The 22,413-nt window shown below is 67.8% G+C and carries 23 protein-coding genes and 1 tRNA gene; 5 read left to right on the plus strand and 19 right to left on the minus strand.

What is annotated here, in order from left to right; all coding sequences use genetic code 11:
- Positions 1 to 47 precede the first annotated feature (47 nt).
- Positions 48 to 2,150, plus strand: coding sequence for a TonB-dependent receptor (locus AC30PD_RS22715; protein ID WP_489537975.1), 2,103 nt, complete (start codon positions 48 to 50; stop codon positions 2,148 to 2,150).
- Between the two features lie 36 nt (positions 2,151 to 2,186).
- Positions 2,187 to 2,276 (plus strand) — tRNA-Ser (locus AC30PD_RS22720).
- Between the two features lie 24 nt (positions 2,277 to 2,300).
- Here AC30PD_RS22720 and AC30PD_RS22725 read toward each other — a convergent pair.
- Positions 2,301 to 2,894 (minus strand): restriction endonuclease, encoded by a 594-nt coding sequence (locus AC30PD_RS22725; protein ID WP_489537976.1) that lies wholly within the window; start codon positions 2,892 to 2,894, stop codon positions 2,301 to 2,303.
- A gap of 210 nt (positions 2,895 to 3,104) precedes the next feature.
- Between AC30PD_RS22725 and AC30PD_RS22730 the strand changes: the two genes are divergently transcribed.
- Complete coding sequence (locus AC30PD_RS22730; protein WP_489537977.1) at positions 3,105 to 3,425, plus strand: hypothetical protein; 321 nt, start codon at positions 3,105 to 3,107, stop codon at positions 3,423 to 3,425.
- 10 nt (positions 3,426 to 3,435) lie between these two features.
- On the opposite strand, the gene AC30PD_RS22735 is transcribed toward AC30PD_RS22730, so the two are convergent.
- From AC30PD_RS22735 to AC30PD_RS22790, 12 genes are all read right to left on the minus strand, one after another.
- Positions 3,436 to 3,771 (minus strand): hypothetical protein, encoded by a 336-nt coding sequence (locus AC30PD_RS22735; protein WP_489537978.1) that lies wholly within the window; start codon positions 3,769 to 3,771, stop codon positions 3,436 to 3,438.
- 124 nt (positions 3,772 to 3,895) lie between these two features.
- The gene (gene pcaF, locus AC30PD_RS22740) at positions 3,896 to 5,098 is read right to left on the minus strand and encodes a 3-oxoadipyl-CoA thiolase (protein WP_489537979.1); all 1,203 of its coding nucleotides are present in this window, start codon (positions 5,096 to 5,098) and stop codon (positions 3,896 to 3,898) included.
- Between the two features lie 25 nt (positions 5,099 to 5,123).
- Entirely contained in the window at positions 5,124 to 5,762 is a 639-nt protein-coding gene (locus AC30PD_RS22745; protein WP_489537980.1) for a 3-oxoacid CoA-transferase subunit B, read from the minus strand.
- Positions 5,763 to 5,774: 12 nt separating this feature from the next.
- Positions 5,775 to 6,452, minus strand: coding sequence for a 3-oxoacid CoA-transferase subunit A (locus AC30PD_RS22750; protein ID WP_489537981.1), 678 nt, complete (start codon positions 6,450 to 6,452; stop codon positions 5,775 to 5,777).
- A gap of 17 nt (positions 6,453 to 6,469) precedes the next feature.
- A complete protein-coding gene (aroQ, locus tag AC30PD_RS22755; RefSeq protein ID WP_489537982.1) occupies positions 6,470 to 6,916 on the minus strand; it encodes a type II 3-dehydroquinate dehydratase in 447 nt (148 codons plus the stop codon).
- Positions 6,917 to 6,957: 41 nt separating this feature from the next.
- Positions 6,958 to 7,824 (minus strand): sugar phosphate isomerase/epimerase family protein, encoded by an 867-nt coding sequence (locus AC30PD_RS22760; RefSeq protein ID WP_489538000.1) that lies wholly within the window; start codon positions 7,822 to 7,824, stop codon positions 6,958 to 6,960.
- Positions 7,825 to 7,873: 49 nt separating this feature from the next.
- Positions 7,874 to 8,752, minus strand: a complete 879-nt coding sequence (locus AC30PD_RS22765) for a VOC family protein (RefSeq protein ID WP_489537983.1) — start codon at positions 8,750 to 8,752, stop codon at positions 7,874 to 7,876.
- Positions 8,753 to 8,788: 36 nt separating this feature from the next.
- Positions 8,789 to 9,694 (minus strand): shikimate dehydrogenase, encoded by a 906-nt coding sequence (locus tag AC30PD_RS22770; protein WP_489537984.1) that lies wholly within the window; start codon positions 9,692 to 9,694, stop codon positions 8,789 to 8,791.
- A 64-nt stretch (positions 9,695 to 9,758) separates the two neighbouring features.
- Positions 9,759 to 10,766 (minus strand): TRAP transporter substrate-binding protein, encoded by a 1,008-nt coding sequence (locus AC30PD_RS22775; RefSeq protein ID WP_489537985.1) that lies wholly within the window; start codon positions 10,764 to 10,766, stop codon positions 9,759 to 9,761.
- 70 nt (positions 10,767 to 10,836) lie between these two features.
- Positions 10,837 to 12,117 (minus strand): TRAP transporter large permease subunit, encoded by a 1,281-nt coding sequence (locus AC30PD_RS22780; RefSeq protein ID WP_489537986.1) that lies wholly within the window; start codon positions 12,115 to 12,117, stop codon positions 10,837 to 10,839.
- Positions 12,118 to 12,130: 13 nt separating this feature from the next.
- Positions 12,131 to 12,706, minus strand: a complete 576-nt coding sequence (locus tag AC30PD_RS22785) for a TRAP transporter small permease (protein WP_489537987.1) — start codon at positions 12,704 to 12,706, stop codon at positions 12,131 to 12,133.
- 177 nt (positions 12,707 to 12,883) lie between these two features.
- Entirely contained in the window at positions 12,884 to 13,555 is a 672-nt protein-coding gene (locus tag AC30PD_RS22790) for a TetR/AcrR family transcriptional regulator (protein ID WP_489537988.1), read from the minus strand.
- 180 nt (positions 13,556 to 13,735) lie between these two features.
- On the opposite strand from AC30PD_RS22790, the gene AC30PD_RS22795 reads away from it, so the two are divergent.
- Positions 13,736 to 14,104 (plus strand): hypothetical protein, encoded by a 369-nt coding sequence (locus AC30PD_RS22795; RefSeq protein ID WP_489537989.1) that lies wholly within the window; start codon positions 13,736 to 13,738, stop codon positions 14,102 to 14,104.
- Between the two features lie 30 nt (positions 14,105 to 14,134).
- On the opposite strand, the gene AC30PD_RS22800 is transcribed toward AC30PD_RS22795, so the two are convergent.
- The 4 genes from AC30PD_RS22800 to AC30PD_RS22815 form a co-directional block, all read right to left on the minus strand.
- Positions 14,135 to 15,970, minus strand: a complete 1,836-nt coding sequence (locus AC30PD_RS22800) for a GGDEF domain-containing protein (RefSeq protein ID WP_489537990.1) — start codon at positions 15,968 to 15,970, stop codon at positions 14,135 to 14,137.
- A gap of 7 nt (positions 15,971 to 15,977) precedes the next feature.
- On the minus strand, positions 15,978 to 18,233 hold the full coding sequence (locus tag AC30PD_RS22805; protein ID WP_489537991.1) for a putative bifunctional diguanylate cyclase/phosphodiesterase: 2,256 nt from the start codon (positions 18,231 to 18,233) through the stop codon (positions 15,978 to 15,980).
- Positions 18,233 to 18,619 (minus strand): Hpt domain-containing protein, encoded by a 387-nt coding sequence (locus tag AC30PD_RS22810; RefSeq protein ID WP_489537992.1) that lies wholly within the window; start codon positions 18,617 to 18,619, stop codon positions 18,233 to 18,235. The genes AC30PD_RS22805 and AC30PD_RS22810 overlap by 1 nt, the downstream gene beginning before the upstream one ends.
- Before the next feature lie 138 nt (positions 18,620 to 18,757).
- Entirely contained in the window at positions 18,758 to 19,459 is a 702-nt protein-coding gene (locus AC30PD_RS22815; protein WP_489537993.1) for a hypothetical protein, read from the minus strand.
- A 157-nt stretch (positions 19,460 to 19,616) separates the two neighbouring features.
- Between AC30PD_RS22815 and AC30PD_RS22820 the strand changes: the two genes are divergently transcribed.
- Positions 19,617 to 20,975: a sensor histidine kinase gene (locus tag AC30PD_RS22820; protein WP_489537994.1), complete on the plus strand. Its 1,359-nt coding sequence runs from the start codon at positions 19,617 to 19,619 to the stop codon at positions 20,973 to 20,975.
- Here the strand turns inward: AC30PD_RS22820 and AC30PD_RS22825 are convergent.
- Together AC30PD_RS22825 and AC30PD_RS22830 are read right to left on the minus strand one after the other, a co-directional pair.
- On the minus strand, positions 20,932 to 21,534 hold the full coding sequence (locus tag AC30PD_RS22825) for a response regulator (protein ID WP_489537995.1): 603 nt from the start codon (positions 21,532 to 21,534) through the stop codon (positions 20,932 to 20,934). The genes AC30PD_RS22820 and AC30PD_RS22825 overlap by 44 nt on opposite strands.
- A gap of 157 nt (positions 21,535 to 21,691) precedes the next feature.
- Positions 21,692 to 22,413: sensor histidine kinase (locus tag AC30PD_RS22830; RefSeq protein ID WP_489537996.1), on the minus strand; the 722-nt coding region annotated here is incomplete at its 5' end.

A 22,413-nucleotide genomic window follows, 5' to 3' on the forward strand; every position in this document is an offset into this window, starting at 1 on the left:
ATCTGCCGGCGTAAGGCCAGGATTACCTTGGACTCCGGATCACCGCCATGACCCCTCCGTTTGCCCGCAGCGCCTTGGCGCTAGCCTTCCTGTGCCTCACCACGGCCGCCGGGGCGCAACAGGCCGAAGTGGCAGCCCAGCTCGCGCCGGTCATCGTGAAAGGCCACTACGACAACGCCGTCGGCAGCTCCGACGCGGCGAGCCAGGGCACGGTCAACGCCGCGCTGATCGAGAGCCGCCCGACCTTGCGGCCGGCCGAGGTGCTGGAGTTCGTGCCCGGCGTGATCGTCACGCAGCACAGTGGTGACGGCAAGGCGAACCAGTACTTCCTGCGCGGCTTCAACCTCGACCACGGCACCGACTTCGCCACCTTCGTGGGTGGCATGCCCGTCAACATGCCGACCCACGCCCACGGCCACGGCTACAGCGACCTGAACTGGTTGCTGCCCGAGCTGGTGAACCGCATCAACTACAAGAAGGGCCCGTACTACGCCGACGAAGGCGACTTCGCTTCGGCGGGCGCCGCACACATCCGCCTGTTCGACAGCTTGCCCAGCGGCATCGCCTCGGTCACGCTGGGCGAAAACGGCTACCGGCGTGGCCTGCTCGCCAACTCCAGCGCGCTCGGTGCGGGCCAGTTGCTCTATGCCTTCGAAGCTGCGCACAACGACGGGCCCTGGGAGAACCCCGAAAAGTTCCACCGCACGAACGGCGTGCTGCGCTACACCGTCGGCGACGCCGGCAACAAGTCGGCGATCACCGCGATGGCCTACTCGGCCGGCTGGCACTCGACCGACCAGATCCCGCAACGAGCCGTCGATCAGGGGCTCGTCGGGCGCTTCGGCGCACTCGACACGAGCGACGGCGGGCGCACCGCACGCTACAGCCTCTCGTACGAGATGGAGCGCACGCTTTCCGATGGCCGCTTCAAGCTCAACGCCTATGCCGTGCAGTCGCGGCTCGACCTGTTCTCCAACTTCAGCTACTTTCTCGAGAACCCGATCGACCTCGACCCCGCCGCCGTGAACGGCGACCAGTTCGAGCAGGCCGAGCAGCGCCGCGTCTTCGGCCTGGCCACGAGCCGCAGCTGGAACACGCAGCTCGGCGGGCGCGACACCACCTTCACCGCAGGCTTGCAGCTGCGCCACGACCGCCTCGACCCGGTGGGCCTCTACAGCACGGTGGCCCGCGTGCGCGCCGCAACGATCCAGGAAAGCACGGTGCGCCAGACCAGCGCCGGCCTGTACGGCGAGGCCGCGACGCAGTGGACGCCGTGGCTGCGCAGCATCGCAGGGCTGCGCGCCGACCGCTTCGACTTCGATGTCACAAGCTCGATCGCCGCCAACAGCGGCAGCCGGAGCGCGAGCATCGCTTCGCCGAAACTCTCGCTCATCTTCGGCCCGTGGAGCAAGACCGAATTCTTCGCCAACGCAGGCTACGGCTTCCACAGCAACGACGCGCGCGGCACCACCGCCACGGTGGCCGCGAAAGACCCGACCGGCCCGGCCATCGACCCCGTGAAACCGCTGGTGCGCTCGAAGGGCTTCGAGCTCGGCGCGCGCACCGAACTGATCCCCGGCCTGCAGAGCTCGCTGGCACTGTGGACGCTGAAGCTCGACTCCGAACTGCTGTTCGTCGGCGATGCCGGCGAAACCGAACCGAGCCGCGCCAGCCAACGCCACGGCGTGGAGTGGAACAACCACTACGTCGCCACGAAGTGGCTGCTGCTCGATGCCGACATCTCCGCGTCGCGCTCGCGTTTCACCGAACCCGACCCGGCCGACCCGACGGTGGGCAAATACATCCCCGGGTCGATCCAGACGGTCGCGTCGCTCGGCGCCACCGTGGTCGACCTGGGCCCGTGGTCGGGCCAGTTTCAGCTGCGCTACTTCGGCCCGCGGCCGTTGATCGAAGACAACAGCCAGCGCTCGAAGGCGACCACGCTGGCCTACCTGCGGGTGGGCTACAAGCTCACGAACAACGTGAAGGTCGCGCTCGACGTGTTCAACCTGTTCGACCGCAAGGGCAGCGACATCGACTACTACTACGCCTCGCGCCTGCGCGGCGAGCCCGCCGAGGGCGTGAACGACATCCACTTCCACCCGGTCGAGCCGCGCAGCCTGAGGCTGACGCTCAGCGCGAACTTCTGAGCCCGCCCGATACAATCATGGCCTGCCGATTTTTCGGGAAACGTGGCCGAGTGGTTTAAGGCTGCAGTCTTGAAAACTGCCGACGGGGCAACCCGTCCGTGAGTTCGAATCTCACCGTTTCCACCACCTCGCCCTCGGGCCTGCGCGCAGTCACCTGCCTTTCGCGAGCGCCAGCGGCAAGCCATTCAACGCGTGCGTCAGCTCGGCGGCCTGCCAGACGGTGATGCGGTGTTCGGTGGCATAGACCGCAGCGTTGTCGCTCAGGGTGCCCAGCGCGACGTACAGCGCATCGGTGGCCTCTGCAGCCTCGCGCGCCGCCTGCAGCGCACGCAAGGGCTCCAGGCCCACCCGGGCCGTCTTCCAGCGCCTGGCACTCACGACCGTGAGCCGGCCGCGGCGTTCGAGCAGGTAGTCCACACCCTCGCTCGTGCCCGGATCCACCGCGTAGCCATCGCGCCGGAAAGCCTGTTCGAGCAGGCTCGAAAACGCGGGCCAAGCGAGTGCGCCCAAGGCCACGCGGGTGTCGTCGATCTGCGTCGCGCTCGGCAGCGGCCACTGGCGCCATGCCGCGATGCACGCGATCACGATGAACGGCAGACCCGACAGCGCGCCGCCCACACGCAAGGTCTCGGGCAGCAGCGCAAAACCGAGCGTGCCGACCACCAACGCAATGAGCGCACTCACCCACCACGGTGAGCGCAGCAACACGGCGAACAGCGACTTCCTGGCCATCTGAATCTTCAAGACCGGTCTCCGGCGGGGCAAGAGCAGGAGTGTCGCCCGAACCGGGCCGGCTCCGATCGGCGGCGCTGGTCACGTGACCGTTCTCACACCCCTTGAGTCAGTGCACCTGAACGGGTGATTCATTCGCCAGACACTGTGGGCCAAGATGCAGGCTCGTTCGCAAGACAGGGTTCAGACCCAGGTTTCACTCTTCGGCTCAGAGGACTGACCATGGCCACTTTCGATGGCAAGCACCTGCAACGCGGAACCCGGCGCGAGCTGGGTTACTGGGCGGCCTACGGGGTGCACGGCAACATGCTGATGTATTCGGCCACCGTGACCGATGGCGACCGCTTTCTGGAAGCGCCCGACGGTTACTTCAGGTTCAACGCCTGGGAAGGCACGCCAGAAGAAGTGGCTCGCGCCCACCTGCTGCGCTACATCGATTCCACGCGCTTCGGCGAAGGTTCGTCACCCTGCCCCGAGTTCGTGAACTCACCGTCTTGGAAAGCTCAGGCCAGCCCGCCTCCAGCCTTGCGCCGCCACGCCTGAGCGTCTTCGTTCAGCGCCGCCAGTAGCCGCCACGCTGGCGCCACTGGCCACCGATGTTCAGCCAGACGTGCGGCTGCCACGTGTAGCCGGCCCGTGGCCGGTCCCAGCGCCCCGGAACCCACTGGTGGCGGCCACCGCTCCAGCCCCAGTAACCCCCGATCCAGATCGCACCGGGGAACGGGATGACGGGCACCACCTCGGCATACGGCGCCGGTGGCGCCACGTCGACGGCCGGGCCTTCGTAATAGCCCTGGTCGGCCACGGCGTATCGGGGGTACGGCGCCACGACACAGGCCGACAGGGCCAGCGCAGAAAACGCGGCCAGGGCGAGTTTGAGCTTGGGCATGCTGAGCCTCCATGAAGTGCGCGGCCACGATGGGCCGCCGTACTTCACTCAACTGCCCGGCCCCCTTCGGCGATGACGGGGATCACCCGGCTTTACAGTTGTTTGCACCCGCAGGCGCCGGGTGTCAGACCCGCTCGAGCACCACCGCGATGCCTTGGCCGACGCCGATGCACATGGTGCACAGCGCGTAGCGGCCCTTGGTGCGCATGAGCTGGTTGACGGCGGTGGTCGCCAGGCGCGCGCCACTGGCACCCAGCGGGTGGCCGAGCGCGATCGCGCCGCCGTTCGGGTTGACGCGCGCGTCGTCGTCTTTCAGGCCCAGATCGCGCAGCACCGCCAGGCCCTGGGCCGCGAAGGCTTCGTTGAGTTCGATCACGTCGAACTGGTCGAGCGTCAAGCCGGTGAGCGCCAGCACTTTCTTCACAGCCGGCGCAGGGCCGAAACCCATGATGCGCGGCGCCACGCCGGCGGTGGCCATGCCGACCACCCGAGCGCGCGGCGTCAGGCCGTGTTTCGCGGCCGAAGCTTCGTTGGCGAGCAACAGCGCGCAGGCGCCATCGTTGACGCCCGAGGCGTTGCCGGCCGTCACGGTGCCGTCGGGGCGCACCACACCCTTCAGCTTGGCCAGCGCTTCCATCGAGGTTTCGCGCGGGTGTTCGTCTTTCGAGACGACGATCGCATCGCCCTTCTTCTGCGCGATCGTCACCGGCGTGATCTCGGCATCGAAATAGCCGCTCTTCTGCGCGGCCACGGCTTTGAGTTGCGAGGCGAGCGCCATGCGGTCCTGCGCTTCGCGTTCGATCTTGAAGTCGGTGGCCACGTTCTCGGCCGTCTCGGGCATCGAGTCGACGCCGTACTTCTCTTTCATCAGCTTGTTGACGAAGCGCCAGCCGATGGTGGTGTCGTAGACCGCATTGGCGCGGCTGAAGGCGCTCTCGGCCTTGGGCATCACGAAGGGCGCGCGGCTCATGCTTTCCACACCGCCCGCGATCATCAAGCCCGCTTCGCCCGACTTGATGGCGCGCGCGGCCGTGCCCACGGCATCGAGCCCCGAGCCGCACAGGCGATTCAGCGTTGCACCCGGCACGTCCAGCGGCAGGCCGGCCAGCAGCGCCGACATGCGCGCCACGTTGCGGTTGTCTTCACCGGCCTGGTTGGCGCAGCCGTAGATCACGTCGGCCACCGCAGCCCAGTCGACCCCGGGGTTGCGGGCCATCAGCGCGCGGATGGGGATGGCGCCGAGGTCGTCGGTGCGCACCGAGCTGAGCGCACCGCCGTAGCGGCCGAAAGGGGTGCGGATGGCGTCGACGATGAAAGCGTGGTTCATGGCTCTGGTTCCTGATTCGGTGTGGTCAAGCAGCTTGCATCGGCACGCCCGACAGGCGCTGCAGCTCGGCGAGGTCGAGGCCTTCGACCATGTCGATCACGCGCAGGCCTTGCGGCGTGACGTCGATCGTCGCCAGGTCGGTGTAGATGCGGCTCACGCAGCCCACGCCGGTCAGCGGGTAGGTGCACAGCGGCACGATCTTGCTTTCGCCGCTCTTGGTCTGGTGGTCCATCATCACGTAGGTCTTCTTCGCGCCGATGGCCAGGTCCATCGCACCGCCGACGGCCGGAATGGCGTCGGCCGCACCGGTGTGCCAGTTGGCGAGGTCACCGCCCACGCTGACCTGAAAGGCGCCCAGCACGCAAAAGTCGAGGTGGCCGCCGCGCATCATCGCGAAGCTGTCGGCATGGTGGAAGTACGAGCCGCCGTTCAGCAGCGTGACGGGCTGCTTGCCGGCGTTGATGAGGTCCCAGTCGATGTCGGCGTCGGCGGGTGCCGGGCCCATGCCGAGCACGCCGTTTTCGCTGTGCAGCAGCACCTCGCGGTCTTTGGGCAGGTGGTTGGCCACCAGCGTGGGCAGGCCGATGCCGAGGTTCACCACGGCACCATCGGGAATGTCGCGCGCCACGCGGGCGGCCATCTCGTTGCGGGTCAGTCTTTTCATGGGGTGTGCTCCTCAGGCCGCCGCCGCACGCGGCAGGCAGACGACACGTTGAACATAGAGGCCGGGCGTGACCACGATCTCGGGGTCGATCTCGCCGAGCGGCGCGATCTCGTGCACCGACGCGATGCTGAGCTTGGCGGCAGCCGCCATGATCGGCCCGAAGTTGCGCGCCGTCTTGCGGTAGGTGAGGTTGCCCCAGCGGTCGCCGCGTTCGGCCTTGATGAGCGCCACGTCGGCGTGGATCGGGTGTTCGAGCACGTACATGCGGCCGTTGATCTGGCGGGTTTCCTTGCCGTCGGCGAGCGGCGTGCCGAAACCGGTGGCGGTAAAGAACGCGCCGATGCCGGCCCCGGCGGCGCGGATGCGCTCGGCCAGGTTGCCTTGCGGCACCAGCTCGAGCTCGAGCTTGCCGGCGCGGTACAGGCCGTCGAACACGTGCGAATCGGTCTGGCGCGGGAACGAGCAGATGATCTTGCGCACGCGCCCGGTCTTCAGCAGTGCGGCCAAGCCATAGTCGCCGTTGCCGGCGTTGTTGTTGACGATCACCAGGTCTTTCGCGCCTTGCGCGATCAGCGCGTCGATCAGCTCGGCCGGCTGCCCGGCGCCACCGAAGCCGCCGATCATGATGGTCGCGCCATCCTGGATGCCGGCGAGCGCGGCTTCGACGTTGGGAACAATCTTGTCGATCATGTCTTTTCCTCGAATGGTCAGGCCTTGGCCTGCAGCTTGTCGCAGATGAAGTGCAGGGCCATCGAGTAGCCGCTGGTGCCGAAGCCGCACAGCACCGCCTCGGCGATGCCCGACAGGTAGGAGTGGTGGCGGAATTCTTCGCGCTTGTGCACGTTGGAGATGTGCACCTCGATGAACGGAATGGCCACGCCGGCGAGCGCATCGCGCAGCGCCACGCTGGTGTGTGTGAGGCCGCCGGGGTTGATCATGATGTAGCCCACGCCCTGCGTGCGCGCGGCGTGAATGCGGTCGATCAGGGCGCCTTCGTGGTTGCTTTGAAAGCACTCGGCGTCGACGCCTCGCTCGGCTGCCAGCTTGGCCATCAGCGCTTCCACGTCGGCGAGCGTGGTGTGGCCGTAGACCTGGGGTTCGCGCGTGCCGAGCAGGTTGAGGTTGGGGCCGTTGAGAATCAGGATCTTGTTCATGCGGGCTTTCGGTGAGCCGTGATGTTAAGGCGCGCTACCGCTCAGGCCCCGCTGCGCTTCAGGCGCATGCGGCCCGGCAGCGGCAAAGACCGGTGCAGCACGTCTTCGCTCAGCCACACCGCCGAGCGGCGCGCGCGCTCGGCCACCACGGGCAGCGGAATGCCCTGGTAGTCGTCGTTGAACACCTCGAAGCTGTAGTCGCCGCGGTAACCCAGCCGGTCCAGGCGCATCACCAGTTCGGCCACCTGCTCGCTGTGCACGCCTTCGCCCGGGAACACGCGGAAGTGCCGTGCGGTGTTGATGCGCTCCTCGACCGACGGGATCTCGTTCCACATGAAGTCGGCGAGCTGCACGAGAAAGATCTTCTGCGGGTCGAGCATGTCCAGGTCTTCGAGCGAGGTCTTGGTTGCGAAGGCGTGGAAAGAGTCGATGCCGATGCCCAGATTCGGCGCGTCGGCGCGGCAGACCACGTCCCACGCGGTCGTGAACTCGTTGATCGTGCGGCCCCACGACAAGCCCTCGTAGGCGATGCGGATGCCGAGCGGCAGCGCCAGCATCGCCAGCTTGCGCAGGTCGCGCGCCAGCACGTCGGGGTCGCTGCTCGCGTGGGTCGAGGTCGACGAGCAGATCAACAGCACCTTGGCGCCGACCGCATGGCACATCTCGAGCATCGCCTTGGCGATGTCGATCTTGTAGTCGTGCAGGTGGCCCGACAGGCCCTCGAAATCCCGCAGCACCTGGAAACCGGTGACGCGCAAGCCGCTGGCCTTCACCACGCGCACCGCGTCTTCGGGCCCTTCGGCGTGGCCCATCAGGTCGCGTGCCATCAGCATCACCTGCGTGAAACCTGCGTCGCGGATGGCCTGCAGCTTGGCCGGCAAGGTGCCGGCCAGCGAGATCGTGTCCATGCCGAAATCGCGGATGTCGACCTGAGCGTGTTTCAAGGCGGCCCCTGCTTCAGCGCGCGTGGTGCACCAGCTCGAACATCGCGCCGCCCAGGTAACTCTGCGTCAGCGCGCCGCGCGTTTCCGAATGCACCCCTTGCGACTCGACGAAGCCGACGCCGCGTTGGCGCAACGCGGCCACCGTGGCCAGCACGTCGGGTGTTCCGAAGCCGATGCGCTGCAGCGACTCTTCGCCCTCGGTGTCGAGAATGCCGGGCTCGGGCTCGATCAGCTGCAGGTAGAAGCTGCCGCACGGGCTCTGCAAGACGCGGCCCTTGGGCAGGATGCCGTAGCGTTTGTCGTCTGGCAGGGTCTTGAAGCCGAAGAGTTCGGCGTAGAACTCTGTCCAGTCTTCCATGCGGTCGTTGCCGATGTACTGCACCACGCCGAACCAGTGCATGCCGGTGAGCGCCGGCGGCTTCGGGTCGACGGTCGGGATGAGCGTGAAGTCGACGTCGTAGATCGAGAAGTCCTTGTAGCGGTCGACGAAATAGATGCGGCTCGCGCCCACGCCGTGCACGGCCGGGATGTTCAGCTCCATCACTTCCACGTTCGTAGGCACGGCCCAGGCGCCGCGGTCGAGCGCGTGGCGGTAGGCGGTGGCGGCGTCGCGCACGCGCAGCGCAATGGCCGAGATCACCGGCGTGTCGCTCGGCTGCACGCTGCGCGGCAGGCCGCCGGAATGCGCGTTGATGATGATGTTCATCTCGCCCTGCCGGTACAGCAGCACCTCGCGCGAACGGTGCCGCGCCACCGGGCGAAAACCCATCATCTCCAGCACCTGGCCGAGCGCCTGCGGTTTGGCGGTGACGAACTCGATGAACTCGATGCCGGCCAGGCCCAGCGGGTTGGTGGCATCGGCGAGCGATTCGCGATCGGCGGTGATCTGCATCGGGGCGCTCCTTGCTGGGAATGAACCGTGGTCGTGTCAGGCCGTGGCCGCGTCGCGCTCGGCGAGCATGCGCTTGAAGTGCGCTTCCACCCGCGCCGGGTCGGCCTTCAGGCCGGTGAACAACTCGAAGGCGCCGATCGCCTGGCCCACGGCCATCGTGCCGCCGTTCACCGTGGGACATCCACGCGCGCGGGCGGCTTTCAGCAACGCGGTGTCGAGCGGGAAATAGACGATCTCGGCCACCCACAGGTCCGGGCGCAGCAAGGCTTCGGGCAAAGGCAGGCCGGGCAGCTTGTCCATGCCGGTCGGCGTGGCGTGGATCAGGCCGGTCGCGCGGGCCAACGCCGCTGCGATGTCGGTGCCCGAGCTCACTCGAGCAGCGCCGTAGTGGGTGTTCAAGCTCGCCGCCAGTTCCGCCGCACGTGGGCCGTCGCTGTCGACGACCGTGAGCTGGGCTGCGCCGAGCCGCAGCACCGCATGGGCGATCGCCGAGCCGGCACCGCCGGCACCCAGCAGCACCACTTGGCCCAGGTCGGCATTCGGCAGCGTGCGCGAAAAGCCCCAGCTCCAACCCGAACCGTCGGTGTTGTGGCCGACGAGCTTGCCACCGCGGTTCACGACGGTGTTGACCGCACCCATCGCACGCGCTTCTTCGGAGAGTTCGTCGAGCAGCGGGATCACCGCCTGCTTGCACGGGTAGGTGATGTTCAGGCCGGCGAAGCCCATCGTGCGCGCGGCCGAGATCAGCGTGGGCAGGGCTTCGACCGTGGCCCCGGTCGCGTCGAGGTCGATCAGCTGGTAGTGCAGGCGCAGCCCGTGGTGGCGCGCTTCTTCTTCGTGCATCGCGGGCGTGAGCGAGCGCTGGATGCCCGAACCGATCAGGCCGACGAGGGCCTTGCTCCCATGCGCGGAGCGGCGAGTCGCAGACTCGTTAGCGTTCATGGCAGTTTCAATCGTGTGAGGGTCGGGCGCGCCCGTCGCAGCGCGCGCCCGGCGGCCAGCGGTCTTACTTGCGGACCTTGGCGATTTCGGCGGTCATTTCCTTGACCGTGTCGCCGAGCGCCGCGCCGTGCTTGTCGATCACGGGCTTGAGCTTCTCGCGCAGTTTGGCCTGCTCGGCCGCCGACAGTTCTGTGACCTGCATGCCGCCCTTCTTCAGCGCGTCGAGCGTGGTGGACGACGCCTCTCGCGCGACCTTGCGCTGGAACTGGCCGGCCTCGACTGCCGCGTCCTGCAGGATCTTTTTCTCGGGTGCCGAGAGCGTGTCCCAGACCTTCTTGCTGAAGATCAGCGACTGCGGGTTGTACTGGTGGTTGGTGATCGCCAGGAACTTCTGCACCTCGAAGAACTTGTTGGCCAGGATCACGCTGAGCGGGTTCTCCTGACCGTCGATGGCCTTCTGCTCCATCGCGGCATAGACCTCGGGGAAAGCGAGCGGCGTGGGATTCGCACCGAGCGCCTTGACCCAGTCGACGTTGATCGCGTTGGGGATCACGCGCAGCTTCAGGCCGGCGATGTCTTCCACCGTGTTGATCGGGCGCTTGCTGTTGGTGATGTTGCGAAAGCCCAGTTCGAAGTAGGCCAGGCCAATGATGCCTTTCTCGGCGAGCGAGGCGTGCATCTTCTGCCCGAACGGGCCGTCGACCACCGCGTCGGCTTCGGCACCGTTGGCGAACATGAACGGCAGGTCGTAGGCCTCGAAGGCCTTGACCTGCGACGCGAGAATGCCCGAGTTCAACAGGACGAATTCGATCGTGCCGCCCTGCAGCGCCGACACGTTGGGCGCGTCGCCGCCGAGCGTGCCGCCGGGGAAGATGTTGACCTTGAGCTTGCCGCCGCTCTTGGCCGCCACGATCTCGGCGAACTTCTCGGCGCCGGTGGCCAGCGGGTGGCCTTTCGGGTTCTGCAGCGCGAGCTTGAAGGCGCGTTCCTTGATGTCCTGCGCTTGCGCGGCCACGAAGGGGATGAAGGCGACGAGCGCGGCAACGACGGCACGACGGGTGAATCGGGTCATGGAAAGTCTCCTTGGGTCTGTTGTTGAACGGCGAACGAAATCGGGGGCACGGCTGGAGGCAAAACGGGTGTCAACCGGCGAACCACTTGGCGGGGCCGGTCACGATCCAGGGGAAGAGCACCATCAGGAACATGATCGCGAACTCGGCGATCATGAAAGGCACGACACCCTTGGTGACCACGTCCATCTTCATGCGGCCCACCCCGGCCACCACGTTGAGCACGGTGCCCACCGGTGGCGTGATCAGGCCGATCGCGTTGTTCATGATGAAGAGCACGCCGAAGTACACAGGGTCGATGCCGGCGGCCTTGATGACCGGCATCAGGACCGGCGTCATGATCAGGATCGTGGGTGTCATGTCCATGGCCGTGCCCACGGCCATCACCAGCACCATGATCGCGATCAGCAGCAGCGTCTGGTTGCCCATGAAGGGCTCGAGCAACGAGATCATCTTGGCGGGGATGTCTGCCACGGTGATGAGCCAGGCCGAAACCATGGCCGCCGCCACCAGGAACATGATGACCGCCGTGGTCTTGGCCGCGCCGACAAACACGCCGTAGAGCTGCTTCCACTTCAGCTCGCGGTAGATCACCGTCGCGACGAAGAGCGCATACACCGCGGCCACCACCGCCGCTTCGGTCGGCGTGAACACGCCCATCTTCAGGCCCACCAGCACGATCACCGGCAGCACCAGGGCCCAGGTCGCCTGCCTGAGTGCCGTCAGCTTGTCCGCCATGCTGGCTTTCGGCGGCGGCTTCACGTTCTCGCGCTTGGCCACCCACCACCAGGTGCCGGCGATTGCCAGGCCCATCAGCAGCCCCGGCACGATGCCGGCCAGAAACAGCTTGCTGATCGACACATTGGCGGCCACGCCGAAGATCACGAAGCCGATCGACGGCGGGATGATCGGCGCGATGATGCCGGCCGATGCGATCAGGCCACCGGCGCGACCCTTGTCGTGGCCGGCGGCCACCATCATCGGCAGCAGCAGCGCGGCCAGCGCCGCGGTGTCGGCCACCGCCGAGCCCGACAGCGCCGCCAGCAGACAGGCTGCGACGATGGCCACGAAGCCCAGGCCGCCACGCACATGTCCGACGAGCGTGAGCGCCAGGTTCACGATGCGCTTCGAGAGGCCGCCGACGTTCATGATCTCGCCGGCCAGCATAAAGAACGGCACCGCCAGCAGGGGGAAGCTGTCGGCCCCGTTGATGACGTTCTGCGCCAGGATCTGGGCGTCGAACAGGTCGAGGTGCCACATCAGCGCCACGCCCGAGAGCAGCAGCGAATAGGCGATGGGCACGCCGATCGCCATCGCGGCGAGCAGCGAACCGAGGAAGATGAAGACGGTCATGGCGCGCGCTCCTTCAACGCTTCGTGGCCGCTGCAGAAGCAGCGTCGTGCGCGTCGTGCGCCTGATGGGCTTCGAGTGCGGCAAGGTCTTCGGATTCCTGCACCATCACGAGTTCCGACTCGCTGAGCTGCCCGCTCAGCGTGCGCCAGAGCTCACGCAGCAGCAGCACCGCCGACGACACGCCGAAGAACACGCCGGCACCATAGAAGATCGCCACCGAGGCACCCGTGACGGGGGCCTCGACGTCGTAGTTGATGCGCGCCTGCGTCACGCTGCCCGAGATCAGCAGCCAGGTGACATACAGCATCAGCACCTGGGCGACCACGAGGCAGGCTTTCTTGCCCGCGGGCCCGAGCTTGCCGACGAGCATGTCGGTGCCGAGGTGGCCGTGCTCCTTCAACGCGACGACCGCGCCCAGGAAGGTGAGCCACACGAAGAGCCAGCGCGACACCTCTTCCGACACCGTGATGCCGGAGTCGAAGGCATAGCGCAGCACCACGTTGCCGAACACCAGCACCACCATGATGGCCAGCGCCAGAGCCATCAGGGCTTCCAGCGCACGGCAGTAGAGGTCGAGGGCCTTGTTCATGTCGTCTCCTGCGTCTTGTTGCTCACGTGCGCGGCCGCCGCGGGCCGGGGAGCTGTCGTGAACCGAGCCGGCTCACGCCCCATGGGAGCGTTCTGCGCGCTCCTCGGATCGAATAATGTACGAACTAGTACGTTTACGAATCAGTGAAAACCCTGCGTCTGCGGGCTGCGGCCCGTTTCACTTGTGGACGTAGCGCGCCACCATCTCCACGATGTTCTTGCGCCGCCCTTCCATCACCTCGGGGTCGGTCATGTCGCGCTTGAAGATCAAGGCGAAGGTGTGGCGGTTGGCCACGTTGAAGAAGCAGAGGGCGCTGATCGACATGTGCAGGTCCACGGCGTCGAGCCCGCGCCGGAACACACCCGCCTTCACGCCACGGTCGTACACCGCCTTCACGGCGTGGATCACCGGAATGTTGAGCTCCTGGATGGTCTTGGATTGCGCCAGAAACTCGCCGTTGTGGATGTTCTCCGTCATCACGAGGCGAATGAAATCCGGGTTGGCGAGCTGGTAGTCGAAGGTGAAGCCGACCAGCTTGCGCAGCGCGGCCTCGGGCTCCAGATCGTCGAGGTTGAGCGTGGCCTCGATGCTGCGGATGCGCCGGTAGGCTTCTTCGAGCACGGCCACATAGAGGCCTTCCTTGCTCGTGAAGTAGTAATAGATCATGCGCTTGCTGGTGTGCGTGAGCGCCGCGATCTCGTCGATGCGCGCGCCGCTCAGGCCCTTGTCGGCGAACTCGCGTGTCGCCACCTCGACGATGTTGGCCATCGTGCGTTGCGGGTCGTTGGTGCGCGCAGCCGTGGCAGCCGGCCGGCCGACGCGCCGCTTTGTTTGTACTGGTTCGTTCATGGCGCGCAGGGTACCGCAGCGGGTCGGCAGAAGGCAAACGCGCCACGCGCTCGCCCAAGCTCCCCCAAACTTGCCGCCCGCCTGGCCTGTTTCGTGCAAGAACCCGCGAGCCGGTTCACACTCTCCACCTGGAGAGATCGGCCCCGGGCCCGTTTCAGCTCAACGTTTAGGGTGACGCACATGTACAAGCACATCGCGACAGTCGCCGGCATCGGTCTTTCGACGCTGTTCGTCGTGGTCTTTTTCGTCGGCCGGGCCGAAACCCGTCACCTCGCCGAAGTGGCGCCGCGTGTCGGCATGAACTACGACGACCTGCTCGCCATGGCACCGCGGGTCGCCTCGCACACCGGCGTCACGCTCGGCACCTCGCGTCGTGTGGTGTACCTGCTCGCCTGCAGCGGCTTGCCGACACGCAACACGCTGGAAGACCAGGCCACGCTCGCAGGGTCGATGGCCAAGCAGCAAAGGTTGAGCGACCGCGAAGCGGTCAGCGCGGCGCTCGAGCGCAGCGGCCACGCCACCGGCGCCGGAAAGTTGAAAGACTGCTGAACCCTGTCGCGGCCATCCCGGCCGCCCGCTTCAGACGCGGCAGGTGCGGTTCTTTCCGCTGTGCTTGGCCTCGTACATGCCGCGGTCGGCACGCTCCAGCGCCACCTCGACAGGCTCTGGCAGCCGGTAAGCGGTGACGCCGGCCGAGAAGGTCACGAAAACCTGCTTCTGCTCGTGCATGAACAGGCCGCCGGTGAGCGTGCGTTGCAGCCGCGTCAGGATCAGCTCGGCTTCTTCGAGCGGCGTCTCGGGCAGCAAGACCACGAATTCCTCGCCGCCGAAGCGCGCCACCACGTCGGTCGGCCGCAATGTCTTTGCCACCAGGGTCGCGAGCGACTTGAGCGCTTCGTCGCCGGCGGCGTGGCCGAGTTCGTCGTTCAGGCGCTTGAAGTTGTCGATGTCGAGCAGGCCGATCGCCAGCGCCCCGCCGGTGCGTTCCACACGCGCCCGCTCGGCCTCGAACGCCTGCATCAGCCCGCGCCGGTTGGCCACCTGGGTGAGCTGGTCGGTGCAGACCTCGTCGGAAAGACGCTGCATCTCTTCTTCGAGTTCGTTGACCCGCTGCGTCAGGCCGCTGGCCTTGCTGTGCTCTTCCTGCAGGCGCGACTGGGTCTGGCGCACCAGCGACTGCACGGTGCGGCTTTCTTCGACCATCTCGCGCACCACGCCGGCCAGGCCTTCGAGCGAGTCGGCCTTTTCGATCACGTCGGCATAGCGACCCACGCTGTCGTGGAAGTTGCCGGTCTGCGAGCCCAGTTCGTTCAGCTCGGTGAGCATCTGGTTGATGAGCCCCTTGAGCGAATCACGTGCACGCGCGCGCTCGTCGCGAACCTGGCTCTGCCGTTCGCGGGTGTCGCGCAGCAGTTCGCTGACGGCACGCACGCCGCGCGCCGACAAGCCCTCGTCCATCTTGACCCGCATCGCGTCGCACTGGCCCTTGGCCCAGCTGTCGTCTTCGGCCAGGTCGGCAATGCTGGCCGTCAGCTCCTGGCACAGGCCACGGAGCTGGTCGAGCAGGTGGTGGCGGTGTTGCAGCACCTGGCCGGCATGCCGGCACAGGGCTTCGAGTTCGTCGACGAGCGCCGGCGTGGCGCCCTCGAGCTGCAAGCGGCGGCTCAGCGCAGCGAGTGCGGTCGCCAGTTCATGTGGCACGTCGTTCTCGGCGGGCAGCGCCAGTTGCAGGGTCTTCGACAGGGGCTCGAGCGCTCGGCTCCACGCCGCCTCGCCTTCGACCGGCGAGGCCTCCGCGATGTCGGGCTGCAGCAGCTCGGGGGCCGCGTCGGGCGATGCCATCGCGCCGCCTTCCTGCAGCCCTTCGGTGGGCGCATCGGCGACGTCGGTCTCCCAGCTCGCCACCAGCTGCGCCAGACGCTGCTGCAGGCGTTTGGGGTCGCTTCGGCTGCCTTGCAGCACGCGCTGCAGGCCGTCTTTCTTGCGAGCGTGGGTCCAGTTGCGCCCGCCGCGCTCCATGCCCCGAACGATGCGCTCGATCAAAGCCGCGATCGCCGAAGCATCGGGCGCCGGCGAGCTTTGCAGGCTTCGTTCCGCGACTTCCCAGCGGCCGCGCGCGACCGCCTGTGCAAACTCGGCCGCGGCAACAGCGCCACCGGCTTCGGTGTCGAAAGCTCGCTGGGCCACACGCTCGACCAGGCGCTGGCCACGCTCGGGAAGAAGCGTCGCCACGGCAGCACCACCGGCTTCGATGCGGTAGGCACGTTCGTAGTTCTCGGGCGTGGGTTCGAGCTTCTCGAGTGCCAGCCGGCGCAATGCGGCCTTGGCGATGTGGGCCGGCGAAGATCCCGGCGCGGCTTCGCCGGCGGACGGCATCAGGCCGGCGGGGCGGGTGGCTTGTGTGCTGGTCGCCATGCTTCGTTCAGCCGCGTGGCTTGGCGCGAGGGTCTCGCACGTCGGGGAAACGCAGCACCTCGGCCATGTCGGCTTCGTCGGCCTTGCCGATCCAGGGCGCCTTGCGCGGCAGGATGGTCTGCTGCAGCCAGGCCTCGATGTCTTCGGGCGGCTGCGGCTTGCTGAACAGGAACCCCTGCATCACGCCGCAGCCCAGGCGGTGGAGCACTTCCATCTGGCGCAGGTTTTCCACCCCCTCGGCCACCACGCGCAGGCCGAGCGATCGGGCCAGCGCGATGATGGCGGTGACGACCGCCGAACTCTGCGGCGTCATGCCCAGGTCTCGAATGAAACTGCGGTCGATCTTCAGCTCGCTGATCGGCAACGCCGTCAGGTAGGCGAGCGACGAATAACCGGTGCCGAAGTCGTCGATCGAGATCTCGACGCCGATCTCGTTCAAGCGGTGCAGCGACGGGATCACGTTCTGCAGGTCTTTCATCAAGCCCGTTTCGGTGATCTCGAGCTCGATCGCGTGGTGCGGCACACCGTAGGTGGTCACGGCGTTGTGGATGTACTCGACCAGATCGGTGCGCTCGAACAGGCGGCTCGGCAGGTTGACGGCGATCGAGTCGGCGAAGCCGAAACCGTCTTGCCAGATGCGCGCCTGGCGCGCCGCCTCGCGGATCGCCCATTCGCTCAGCGGCACGATCAGGCCCGTTTCTTCGGCCAGCGGAATGAAGTCGCCCGGCGGCACCAGCACACCGTTGCGGCGCCAGCGCATCAAGGCTTCGGCACCCACCATCTTGGCGCCGCGCACATCGATCTTGGGCTGGTAGAACAACACCAGTTCGTCGCGCTCGATGGCCTTGTGCAGCGCGCTTTCGAGTTCGAGCTTCTCGCGGCCCTGGCCAGCCAGCGCGGGCCGGTAGGTCGACGCTGCGTTGCGCCCGGCGCCCTTGGCCGAATACATCGCCACGTCGGAATTGCGCATGAGGTCGGCCACCGAGGTGCCGTCGCGCGGGAACAGCGCGATGCCGACGCTCGCGGTCACGAAACACTCTTGCCCGCCGACGAAGATCGGCTCGCGCATCAGCTCGAGAATGCGCTGCGCCACACGTTCGGCGTCGCGCTCGTCGACCACTTCGGGCAGCAGCGCCACGAACTCGTCGCCACCGAGCCGGCCCACGGCTTCGAGGGTGCGGTGCGAGCGCGAGCCCATCGACTCGATCGTGCTTTCCATCACCTGGTCGGAGTGGCGCACGCACGAGCGCAGGCGGCGCGCCACTTCCATCAGCAGTTCGTCGCCGGCGCCGTGGCCGAGCGTGTCGTTGATGATCTTGAAGCGGTCGAGGTCGATCAGCAGCAGTGCCACCTGGTGGTTCAGGCGCCGGCCGTGCTCAAGCGCACGCTCGGCGCGCCAGATCAGCTGGCGCCGGTTCGGCAGGCCGGTCAGCGTGTCGAAGTTCGCCAGGTGGCGGATCTTGTCTTCGGCCAGGCGCCGGTCGGTCACGTCCTGCACGATGCCGCTGTAGCCGATGAGCACACCCTGCTCGCTGAACTCGGGTTCTGCCTCGACATGCACGATGCGCTGGCGGCCGTCGCGCAGCGTGGCCGGGATGTCGGTGGCCAGCACGGTGCTGTGGCGGATCACTTCGTGCAGCACCGCGATCAGGCCGCTGCGGTCATCGGGCGGCAGCATGCGCAGCAGCGGCCGGAACGCCAGCGTGTCGGCCGGGCCGAGGCCGAACACCCGCAGGCCTTCGACCGAGAACACCGGGCCGCCGGCGCCGCGCTTCCAGTCGAAGCTGCCCATGCGGGCCAGGTCCTGGGCGCGTGCCAGGCGTGACTTGCTTCGCTCGAGCTCGGCGCGGGTGCGCGCGGCGCGCAGCAGGTAGCGCAGCCGGCCGGCGAGCAGGCTCCACTGCGTGGACTTGACGAAGAAGTCGGTGGCGCCGGCCTCGTAGGCGCGGGTGATCGACGCGTCGTCGTCGAGGCCGGTCAGCATCAGCACCGGCAGCGATTCGCAGCCCGGCAGAAAACGCAGTTCGCGGCAGGTCTCGAAGCCATCGAGCCCCGGCATCAGCGCGTCGAGCACCACCACGTCGGGCAGGCCGTGGCCGAGGGCGGCAAGCGCCGCTTCGCCGCTGGTGGCTTCGGTGATCGCGAAACCGCGCTCGCGCAGCGCGATCGACGTGAGCAGGAGGTTGACCTCGTCGTCGTCGACCAGCAGCACCCGGGGTCTCTCGGGCAGGTCGTCGGCGGCGATGTCGGAACGGGCGTTCATCAGCGGCCTTCGAGCAGGCGTTCGATGGCGCGCAGTGCCGCATCGAGTTCGTTGCGCATCGTGAGCAGCAGCGGCTCGAGGTCGCCGGCAGATTCGGCGCGGATCAGGGCTTCGACCTGGGCGCAGACCTGCGAGAGGCTCAGCGCCCCGATGCTCGCCGACGAAGACTTCAGCGTGTGCGCGACCAGCCGCACGGTGGCGCGGTCTCCGGCCTGGCGCGCCACTTCGAGCTGCGGCATCAGCCGGGCGGCCGAGGTCTGGAACGCGCGCAGCACCCGCTCGAGCAGCTTGTTCTCGCCTGTCGGGTCGAGCTCGGTCAGGCGCGCGAGCGCTTCCGGGTCGAGCCCGGCGGCAGGGGCGTGCTGGGGCAGGGGCTCGTTGGTCATCGTGAACCCGTGCACACCACGCAGGAAGCTGGAAACAATCTCATCAAGACCCGATTCGCGAAACCACCGGGGAGCATGCCAGAGGCCAGCGTGCCCGGTCGTCTCGAACGCCAGGGCGTTCGTGCGGAAAGTTTCAGATCAGGCATTCTCGCCCAAGCGCGTGAAAGTTCTGCCATCGGGCGTCTGGCGGCGGGCCCTGGCCATCGGCTCGGCCCGCTGCGACAAGCTCGCCTGCGCCAGCGCGAGCAAGGCGGTCAATGCCTCGGGGTCGATGCCGATCTGCAGGCCGCTCAGCTCGATCAGCGCCACCGCGTCGCCCCGGCCCAGCACCGGCACCGCGGCGAGGCCGCCGGCGTCGATCACCTCACGCCCGGAGGCAATGGCCCGCCCTGGCGCCGAGCGTTGCAGATGCACCCGCTGTTCGGCGAGTTGCAGGCCGGGCTGCGTCTCGATGAGTTCGGAGAGCCGGGCGTGGCTGGCGTCGCTGCCCAGCACCCGGTAGACCACGACATGCAACGCGCCGAGCTCGGTCTTCAGGATGCGGGCCACGCCATGCAGGGCCGATTCGAAACCCGGGGCTTCCGTGCAGCAGGCCTCGACCCGCGAAGCAGCCTCGTTCAGGGCCGAGCTGGTCAGCGGCTCGGCGTCGGGCAACAGCGCGTCGACGCTTTCGCTGCGGCGCAGCTCGCCCAGCCCGGCCCGCCAGAAGACGTAGGCCGCGGCACTGGCGGCGACGGCCAACCCGGTCAAAGCCGTCTCCCAGCCGGTCGGAACGGCCAGCGCCACGGCCGCTGCCAGGGCAGCGAGCCAGAAAGCCAGGCGGGACAAACGCAGCAACATGAGAGCCAGAAGAATCGGTTGATCGGGCGCCGGACAACGGGTCGGCGGCAGGCGCGGCCACAGCGGCGCACGCAGACCTGCGCCCTTGATTTCGGCAGCCCCCGGGCGAACTTGACCGCCGGGCCGCAGGCCCGACCCCGCCCCTACAATCCGGCGCATGAATCGTGTCAGTGGCATCGGTGTGCAACTGCAGCCCCGCTGGCGACCCTGGGTCTGGTTCGGCGCCGTGCTGCTCACCACCCTGCTGCTCGCCTGGGCGCTGTGGGCCGCGATGGCCAGCCGGCTCGCGGCCGGAGGCTCCGAACCGGGCTCGACCGGCCTGAGCGCCGCGCTGGTGTTCCTCTTCGTGCTGCCGGCGCTGATGTTCTCGATCTTCGCAGCGATCGTCCTGCGCGCCTCGGGCCAGAGGCGCCGGCTGGTCGATGCGCTGCGCACCGCCCGCCAGCAATTGCAAAGCGTCGACGAACTGCTCGACGTCTGGCAATGGCAGACCGACGCACAACACCGTCTCGTGCGCCTGCGCCCGCCCCACGGCGCGCCTCAGGCCGACTGGGCGAGCCCCGCCGGGCCGCAATTGCTGTGGGAGCGCTTCGAAACCGACCAGCCGGCGGCGCTGCAAGCGCAGTTGCAAGGCGCAGTAGCGCTCGACGACGTCGCAGCCCGCCACACCGGCGCTTCCGGCGAAATGCGCCCGGGCCACCTGCGCGCGCGCGTTCGCACCGACGCGTCGGGAGCCTTCGCGGGTTATCACGGCACTTTCCGTGAACTCGAGGCGGTGCCGGCCGCGGCAGCACCGGCAAAGCCGGCTGCGTCGAGCACCGCCACCGCGGCCGACCCCGGTGTCGCCGAAGCCGAGCAGGAGTCGTTCAGCTACACCATCTCGCACGACCTGCGCGCGCCGATTCGCGTGGTCGAGGGTTTCACGAAGATCGTCAAGGAAGACTACGGGCGGCTGCTCGACCGGGTCGGCAACGACCACCTCGACCGCGTGCTCGGCGCCGCCGCGCGCATGAACAACATGATCGACGCGCTGCTCGCGCTGTCGAAACTGTCGTCGCAACCGCTGGCGCGCCAGACGGTCAACCTGTCGCAGCTCGCGGGTTACGTGGCCGACGACCTGCGCCGCCAGTGGCCGGAGCGGGTGGTCCAGGTCGACATCGAACCGGGCGTGCAGGTGCAGGGCGACGCGACCCTGCTGCGCGTGGTGATCGAGAACCTCTTCGGCAACGCGTGGAAGTACACCAGCAAATGCGCCGAAGCGCACATCGTCTTCGAACGCTCGCCCAAGGCAGCCGACCAGTTCACGGTGCGCGACAACGGCGCTGGTTTCGACATGCGCTTTTCAGACCGGCTGTTCGGCGTGTTCCAGCGCCTGCACAGCGCCAACGATTTCCCGGGCACCGGCGTCGGGCTGGCTTCGGTGCGGCGCATCGTGCGCCGCCATGGTGGCGACATCTGGGGCGAAGCCGAGGTCAACCAGGGCGCGCAGTTCCACTTCTCGCTGCCGCAAGGCTGAGCAACTGCGCGGCCTGGTCGGCCACCGGGCAGGCGGCCTCGGTCGCCAGTTGCTGCAGGCGCTGCAAGGCCAGCGCGGCCGTGAGGCCGTCACGCTGCATCAGCAGGCCGACCGCCATCCACTGAAGTTGTTCCGGCGAATGGCCTTCGCCCGTCGGCGCCACCACGGCCGCGCGGCGCTGGGCATGCACCCCGGCCATGGCGGTGGCCACACTCGGCAGGATCTGCGCGATGTCGAGCGGCTTCACGAGGTAGGCCACCGCGCCGAGCGCTTTCACCTGCGCCACGGTGGCTTCGTCGGTGAAGGCCGAGAGGAACATGAACGGGATCTGGCAGTACTCGCGCAGGTAGGCAGCCACGTCGAAGCCGCTCTTGCCCTGCATGCGGATGTCGAGCAAGGCCAGGTCGGGCCGGTGTTCGCGGGCCAGCAGGATCGCGTCGTCGCCGTTGTCGGCGTCGATCACGTCGTAGCCGGCCTGCGTGAGGCCGTGCGCCAGCGTGGCGAGCACGAGCCGGTCGTCGTCGACGACGAGGATCGTGCCTTGGGGATGTGAGGTCATTGTTGTTGTGCCCGGCGCCTCGCGGCCGGCCGGGCTCCGCATCGAACTGCGCCGATTGTCCGTGAACGCGGCCCGGCGCGACTGCGGGCTTATCCCCCGTGGGTAAGGGAACGAAAGCGAACCGCGTGCCGGAACGCACGCCCTTGGCGCGCCGGTGTCACCCTCGCGTGACCACCGGCGGCTGCAACACCATTTCGGCCACGACCCGGTCTTCGTGCTGTTCGAGCGTGAGTCGCGCGCTGCGCCGCGGCAGCAACGCACGCACCAGGCCGAGCCCCGACACGCCGCCAGGAATGCGCATCAGGTCGAAGCCGGCCCCGAGCGTGGCCAGGTTCGACACCTTGATGCGCACGCCCATCTCTCCACCGTCGAGTGTGCACAGCACTTCGTCTTGCGGCGTGCGGGCGCTGTGCTTCACGGCGTTGGTCAGCAGTTCGTTGAGCGTGAGCGCGATCGGGATCGATTCGGCTTCGGGCAGCGTCCATTCGGCCGGCGTGGTGCCGGCGGCCGAAAAGCGGATCGCCCGGCCGAAGGTGCGCTGCACCGAGACCGTGATCGCCTCGACCACGCTCGCCAGCTGCAGCGGCCCGCCGTTGCCGACCTGCAGGCCGTAGACCTGCGCGATCGCATGCACCTGGCCCACCACTTCGGCGATCACGTCCGCCACCTCGGGCTTGCGCTGGCCGATCTGCTGCAGCAGGCCGGCCACGCCCTGCAGGTTGTTCTTGATGCGGTGGTGCACTTCTTTCACCAGCATCTCGCGCTGCGCGATCGCGGCTTCGAGGCGTGCTTCCTGCGCGGCGCGCTGCTCGGTCACGTCGGTCGCCACCAGCAGCAGCTGGTCGGGCGCACGGCCCGGGCCGGCGGCCAGCGGCAGGT

The organism is Rhizobacter sp. (assembly GCF_032229685.1).
In the GTDB taxonomy this organism is placed as follows: Bacteria; Pseudomonadota; Gammaproteobacteria; order Burkholderiales; family Burkholderiaceae_C; genus LMDS01.

Bases quoted from the DNA above. Each gene is read 5' to 3' on its own strand.
- AC30PD_RS22715 (WP_489537975.1), top strand. From the start codon at position 48: ATGACCCCTCCGTTTGCCCGCAGCGCCTTGGCGCTAGCCTTCCTGTGC.
- AC30PD_RS22730 (WP_489537977.1), top strand. From the start codon at position 3,105: ATGGCCACTTTCGATGGCAAGCACCTGCAACGCGGAACCCGGCGCGAG.
- AC30PD_RS22735 (WP_489537978.1), bottom strand. From the start codon at position 3,771: ATGCCCAAGCTCAAACTCGCCCTGGCCGCGTTTTCTGCGCTGGCCCTG.
- pcaF (WP_489537979.1), bottom strand. From the start codon at position 5,098: ATGAACCACGCTTTCATCGTCGACGCCATCCGCACCCCTTTCGGCCGC.
- AC30PD_RS22745 (WP_489537980.1), bottom strand. From the start codon at position 5,762: ATGAAAAGACTGACCCGCAACGAGATGGCCGCCCGCGTGGCGCGCGAC.
- AC30PD_RS22750 (WP_489537981.1), bottom strand. From the start codon at position 6,452: ATGATCGACAAGATTGTTCCCAACGTCGAAGCCGCGCTCGCCGGCATC.
- aroQ (WP_489537982.1), bottom strand. From the start codon at position 6,916: ATGAACAAGATCCTGATTCTCAACGGCCCCAACCTCAACCTGCTCGGC.
- AC30PD_RS22760 (WP_489538000.1), bottom strand. From the start codon at position 7,824: ATGGACACGATCTCGCTGGCCGGCACCTTGCCGGCCAAGCTGCAGGCC.
- AC30PD_RS22765 (WP_489537983.1), bottom strand. From the start codon at position 8,752: ATGCAGATCACCGCCGATCGCGAATCGCTCGCCGATGCCACCAACCCG.
- AC30PD_RS22770 (WP_489537984.1), bottom strand. From the start codon at position 9,694: ATGAACGCTAACGAGTCTGCGACTCGCCGCTCCGCGCATGGGAGCAAG.
- AC30PD_RS22775 (WP_489537985.1), bottom strand. From the start codon at position 10,766: ATGACCCGATTCACCCGTCGTGCCGTCGTTGCCGCGCTCGTCGCCTTC.
- AC30PD_RS22780 (WP_489537986.1), bottom strand. From the start codon at position 12,117: ATGACCGTCTTCATCTTCCTCGGTTCGCTGCTCGCCGCGATGGCGATC.
- AC30PD_RS22785 (WP_489537987.1), bottom strand. From the start codon at position 12,706: ATGAACAAGGCCCTCGACCTCTACTGCCGTGCGCTGGAAGCCCTGATG.
- AC30PD_RS22790 (WP_489537988.1), bottom strand. From the start codon at position 13,555: ATGAACGAACCAGTACAAACAAAGCGGCGCGTCGGCCGGCCGGCTGCC.
- AC30PD_RS22795 (WP_489537989.1), top strand. From the start codon at position 13,736: ATGTACAAGCACATCGCGACAGTCGCCGGCATCGGTCTTTCGACGCTG.
- AC30PD_RS22800 (WP_489537990.1), bottom strand. From the start codon at position 15,970: ATGGCGACCAGCACACAAGCCACCCGCCCCGCCGGCCTGATGCCGTCC.
- AC30PD_RS22805 (WP_489537991.1), bottom strand. From the start codon at position 18,233: ATGAACGCCCGTTCCGACATCGCCGCCGACGACCTGCCCGAGAGACCC.
- AC30PD_RS22810 (WP_489537992.1), bottom strand. From the start codon at position 18,619: ATGACCAACGAGCCCCTGCCCCAGCACGCCCCTGCCGCCGGGCTCGAC.
- AC30PD_RS22815 (WP_489537993.1), bottom strand. From the start codon at position 19,459: ATGTTGCTGCGTTTGTCCCGCCTGGCTTTCTGGCTCGCTGCCCTGGCA.
- AC30PD_RS22820 (WP_489537994.1), top strand. From the start codon at position 19,617: ATGAATCGTGTCAGTGGCATCGGTGTGCAACTGCAGCCCCGCTGGCGA.
- AC30PD_RS22825 (WP_489537995.1), bottom strand. From the start codon at position 21,534: ATGACCTCACATCCCCAAGGCACGATCCTCGTCGTCGACGACGACCGG.